5 protein-coding genes and 1 pseudogene are annotated in these 5,064 nt (G+C 70.3%); 3 read left to right on the forward strand and 3 right to left on the reverse strand.

Annotation, left to right across the window (positions count from 1 at the left end):
- Both KME77_RS28895 and KME77_RS28900 read left to right on the forward strand, forming a co-directional pair.
- The coding region (locus KME77_RS28895; protein WP_372451241.1) for a sensor histidine kinase at positions 1–470 on the forward strand (470 nt) is incomplete at its 5' end.
- A gap of 23 nt (positions 471–493) precedes the next feature.
- Positions 494–1,177 (forward strand): response regulator, encoded by a 684-nt coding sequence (locus tag KME77_RS28900; protein WP_219472365.1) that lies wholly within the window; start codon positions 494–496, stop codon positions 1,175–1,177.
- A gap of 4 nt (positions 1,178–1,181) precedes the next feature.
- Here the strand turns inward: KME77_RS28900 and KME77_RS28905 are convergent, their stop codons facing one another.
- Positions 1,182–1,553: a VOC family protein gene (locus KME77_RS28905; RefSeq protein WP_219472368.1), complete on the reverse strand. Its 372-nt coding sequence runs from the start codon at positions 1,551–1,553 to the stop codon at positions 1,182–1,184.
- Positions 1,554–1,753: 200 nt separating this feature from the next.
- On the opposite strand from KME77_RS28905, the gene KME77_RS28910 reads away from it, so the two are divergent.
- Positions 1,754–3,076: a hypothetical protein gene (locus KME77_RS28910; protein WP_219472371.1), complete on the forward strand. Its 1,323-nt coding sequence runs from the start codon at positions 1,754–1,756 to the stop codon at positions 3,074–3,076.
- A gap of 87 nt (positions 3,077–3,163) precedes the next feature.
- Here the strand turns inward: KME77_RS28910 and KME77_RS28915 are convergent, their stop codons facing one another.
- Together KME77_RS28915 and KME77_RS28920 are read right to left on the reverse strand one after the other, a co-directional pair.
- Positions 3,164–4,054, reverse strand: coding sequence for a serine/threonine-protein kinase (locus tag KME77_RS28915; protein ID WP_219472374.1), 891 nt, complete (start codon positions 4,052–4,054; stop codon positions 3,164–3,166).
- 41 nt (positions 4,055–4,095) lie between these two features.
- Positions 4,096–5,064: pseudogene (locus tag KME77_RS28920) on the reverse strand (N-6 DNA methylase); the annotation flags it as partial.

Raw genomic sequence — 5,064 nt, forward strand, 5'->3', positions numbered from 1 at the left:
CCTGGGACGAGGTGCGCCAGGCCAAGGAGCCCACGGCGGCGGCCCTGGCCGACGCCCGCCGGTGGGTACGCGCCCTGCGCCCGCTCGCGCTCGACGGCCACCTCGGCAGCGCCGCGCTCAAGCGGCTCGCCGACTCCTTCTCCGGCACCGGCGTCACCGTCACCTTCGACGTGACGGGCACCGAACGCCTGCTGGAGCCCGACACCGAGCTGGTCCTCTACCGGGTGCTGCAGGAGGGGCTCACCAACGCGCTGCGCCATGCCGAGGCCGAGTCCGTACGCGGCTCGCTGGCGTTCGAGAAGGGGCGGGTCGTCCTCGTGGTCGCCGACGACGGCAAGGGACGGGACCAGGAGCAGGGGCAGGGGTTCGGGCTGAGCGCGCTGGCCGACCGGGTCAAGCGCCTCGACGGCACGCTGACCAGCGGTAACTCGGCGCGGGGCTTCGAGCTGCGGGCGGTGCTACCGGTATGAGCAGTCCCCAAGAGTCTGCCGGTATGAGCAGCTCCGAAGAGTCTGCCGGTGTGAGCGGTCCCGGCGAAACGGTTCGGGTGCTGCTCGTGGACGACCAGGCGCTGATGCGTCAGGGGCTGCGCAAGCTGCTGGAGATCGAGGAGGGCATCGAGGTCGTCGGCGAGGCGGCCGACGGGGTGGCCGCGCTGGCGGCGATCCGCGAGACCCGGCCGGACGTGGCGCTCGTCGACGCCCGGATGCCACGGATGAACGGCGTGGAGCTGATCACCCGCCTGTCGGCCGAGCATCCCACGGTGGCCGCGATTGTGCTCAGCACCTTCGACGAGGACGAGTACATCTTCGGCGCCCTGCGCGGCGGCGGCGTCGGCTACCTGCTCAAGGACTGCTCGCCCGACGAGCTGGTGGCGGCCGTCCTCCGGGCGGCCCGCGGGGAGACCGTGCTGGGCAGCCCCATCGCCGCCCGGCTGGTGGCCCACCTGCGTCAGGCGCCCGCGTACGAGGAGTTCCGCGGCTTCCGCGGGGATGAGCAGTTGTCGGCCAGGGAGGTGGAGGTGGCGCGGATGGTGGCCGCCGGCGCCAGCAACCGTGAGATCGCGGCGCACCTGTTCATCACCGAGGGCACGGTGAAGAACCACGTCTCCAGCGTCCTGCGCAAGCTCGGCCTGCGCGACCGCACCCAGCTCGCGCTGCATGTGAGAGATACGTAGCGGGTCAGCCCCGGATGAGGCAGAAGGGATGGCCCGCCGGGTCCGCGAACACCCTCCAGCCGCCCCTGTCGACGTGCAGCAGCCTGGCGCCCAGGTCGAGGACCTGATCCTGTGCCGGCTCCAGGTCCGGGACGTCGATGTCCAGATGGAACTGCTGCGGGTGCGCGCCGTCCGGCCACCGCGGCGCCCGGTAGTCCTTCACCCGCTGGAACGCCAGCACGAGGCCGGAGCCCGCGTGCAGGGTCGCGAAGTCGTCGTTGACGGCCCACCTGCGATCCGGTTTGTTGACGGTGCCGCCGAGGAGCGCGTGGTAGAACCGGGCGAGCTCCAGCACATCCGGGCAGTCCAGAACCACGCACTGCAGCTTGCCGATCACAGACGACCCTCCAGGTGGGAAGCAGGACGTACGACATCGGCCCCGGGCGCCGAAGGGACGTGGGACCGCGCCGCCATCATCCCAGCCTGCCCTGACCGCTCGGCACCCAGGGCGATCGCAACAGTCCCAAGGGACGATTGACGGCTCTCAGCTGCGCTCATAACGTCACGGGGGACCTATGAGAGGACGGCTGCGACCCGGTGAAGAAGAGCAGATCCTTCAGCAAGAAGGACAAGGACCAGAACGAGAGGCAAGGCAAGGACAAGAAGGACAAGCAGGAAGAGGGCGCCTCCTCGGATGAGTTGTCCTCCAAGGAGAGCGACCCCAAGAAGAAGTCCCCCGACCGGAACGAAAAGCGCACGCTTGAGAAGCAGACGACGTTGACCGAGGTGAAATCCCCCACCGAGGAGGACGACAGCGACAACGACACGCCCATCAACAAGCGACTGAAGGTCATCGGCCCGTTCGTCGGTCCTCAGCCGAACAACGTCGGCGCGCCGGTGCAGGCGGCTCCCTTGTCACACCTGCAGCGGAGGACGGGCGTCCTGTCCAAGGACGGCGCGCCGGTCGACCTGAGCCAGGGCGGCAGCGAGGACTCCATCGTGCAGGCGCTCCGGTACATCCTGACGGAGCCGATGTTCGCCGGCCTGCTCGACCGGGTCGCGGCCCAGGCCGCAAAGCCGAACAAGGTCCAGGCGATCATCAACAAGGCGCAGCAGCAGGCCAATCTCCCGGCCACGCGTCGCGACGAGCTTCAGGCGATGAGCGACGGCCTGACCGCCGGGGCGGGGGTCGTGGTGGTCGACCGGAGGAACGACGCCAGTCTGCGGGCCGACCACGATCCGGACGAGAACGTGATCAGGGTCGGCCAGATCGGCAACACCGAGCCTGGCTGGCAGCAGGACACCGGGGACTATTGGCCGTGCCTGGCCCGGGTGCTGTTCGAGCTGTGCAACGCCGCCCGCGCCGACACCCACCGCAAGATCATGAGCGAGGCGCGCGAGGGAGATCTGGGCTGCATCTCCTTCGTCCTGGCGCTGGAGCAGAGCGAGGAGAGCACGGGCACCGAGTTCGACCAGCTCTGGGGGGCGATCATGAACGGCGGGCCGCACCAGGTCAACAAGGGCGGCCAGACCGTCACGAGCCAGGTCCCGGACCTGCGCTTCGTCAACAATCCCCAGCTGGATCCCGAGGTCGCCGCGTTCATGAGATGGAACGCGCAGCTCCAGGGAGGGCACGTCACCGACTACGTGAGCATGTGGTTCGGCAACTTCGCGCAGGCCTTCAAGGCGAAGAACAAGGACGAGTGGAGCTCTCTGCTGAGACTCATCGCTCCTCCGGAGAAGAAGCAGGACAGCGATTCGGACAGCAGCTCGGACTCCGACTCGGACGACGAGCCGGACGTGAAGGACATCACCCAGGACGTCGAATTCCTGGTCGGGGTCAAGGTGGACCCGATCCGCATCGACGAGGTGGTGAAGACCATGCGCACCTGGTACAAGCAGCGAGCAGCACAGACATGACACGCTGCGCCGATACGCCACCTACCGATACGCCACCTACCGATACGCCGCCATCCGATACGTCACCGACCGGCGCGATGCCCGTCGCTAACCGTTCAGGACCCGCCCGACCATCCGCGCGTACATCCGCCCAGGACTCGGCGACCCGGTCAGGAAGCCGGGCAGCATCGGCAGCCCCACCGCGAACGGCTCCAACTGCCCGTACAGCGTGTACGCGTCCGCCGGCCGGTCGTCGGGCTGCTTCTCCAGCAGCCCGGCCAGCAGCGACGCCAGTTCGTCCGGCAGCCCGGGGATGGTGGGCGGCCGCTCCTTCACCTGCTTCTCGAACACCACGTAGTCGGTCGGCCCGGTGAAGAGCTGCCGCCCGGTCAGCATCTCGTGCATGACGCACCCGAGCGAGTACAGGTCGCTGCGCGCCTCGGCGACGCCGTGCTGGATCTGCTCGGGCGCCATGTACGCGGGAGTGCCGAGGATCTGCCCGATCCTGGTGAACGTGGTGACGTCGGCGTCGCGCAGCAGGGCGAGGCCGAAGTCGAGCACCTTGACGCTGCCGTCGGGGCAGAGCATCAGGTTGGTCGGCTTGAGGTCGCGGTGGCAGATGGACAGGTCGTGGGCGGCCGACAGGACCGCGCAGGCCTGGGCGGCGATGGCGGCGGCCCAGGAGACGGGCAGCGGGCCGTGCTCGCTGACCACGTCGGCCACGGTGACGCCCTCGATGAACTGCATCACCTGGAACAGCCGCTGCTCATGGGTGCCGAAGTCGTACAGGACGGGCGCGCCGGGGTGTTCGAGCCGGGCCAGGATGCGGGCCTCGCGGATGAAGCGCCGCTCCAGCTCCTGGTCGGGGCCGGTGGTCAGGCGCAGCAGCTTGACCGCGACCCGGCGGTCGAGGTGGCGGTCGTGGCCACCGTAGACGGCGCCCATGCCGCCCTGACCGAGCGGAAGGTCGTCGAGCACATAGCGGTCACCGATGACCATTCGCCCCTCCCCACCGCCCTATTCGGGAAAAAACTACACCGTCAGGACTGCGGGTGCAGGTGGCCGTCCGTAAGCCCGTCGAGGCCGAGCCGGATGAGCGTCTGACCGAGGGCGGAGGTCTCGCGCAGCGCGTCCTCCAGCACGGCGAGTTGCCTGAAGGCCTCCCCGTAGGCGTTCTGGTCCTTGAGCGACAGGCGCGGCAGGCGCGTCCGCCGCACGTCGAACCTGCTGGAGCCAGTCGTCGCCCGCCCTCCGGCGGCCCGCAGGAAGCCGGCCAGGAAGTCAGGGTCGAGCCGCCGCGCGTCCACCCGGTAGAGGGTCAGGTGCGGCCCGAGCACGCAGCCGCCCTCGGCCATCACCCGGACGCTGGAGTAGGACGCCACCACGTCGCCCGGCTGGACCGGGATGAGCCCCTGCTGCGCCGGGGCGCGGCCGGAGGCGGGGGCGCCGGTGGTCACGTCGTCGGCGGTGAGCACGGGGACGTCGCCGCCGCCCGCCGCCATCTTGGGCGGCGCCTGCAGCGCGGCGACCAGGCCCTCCTTGATCAGGTCGCCGACCGTGGTCATGGGCTGGTCGAGCGGCTCGTCGAGCACCTTGAGGTCGGGCGGGGTGGCCGCCGCGGCCAGGAACCGGTCGCGCGCCTCGGTGAACGCCCTGCCGAGGTCGTCGCGCCGCTGGTGGCGGGCCGGGGTCATGTCGACCTCGTCGGCCAGCAGGTCGATGATGCGTACGGTCTGGTCGGAGCGGTCCTCCAGGTAGGCGCGCCAGGCGGGCTCGACCACGGAGTGATCGGCGGCGGCGTCGAGGATCAGCACGTCGGACGGCGGCCGCTCGCCGGCGGCGGGACGGCGCAGCAGCCACAGGTCGCAGCCGGCGAGCGCGACCACGGCGCGCAGGGCTCCGGCGCGCAGCAGGTTGGCCCTGATCCGCCGGCCCGCCTTGCGGCTGGCGGCGGCCGGCGGCATCAGCACGGCCACCAGGGCGCCCGGGTTGGCGTGGGGGAGGGAGTG

The sequence above is a fragment of the Nonomuraea rhizosphaerae genome (assembly GCF_019396405.1).
Classification (GTDB): Bacteria; Actinomycetota; Actinomycetes; order Streptosporangiales; family Streptosporangiaceae; genus Nonomuraea; species Nonomuraea rhizosphaerae.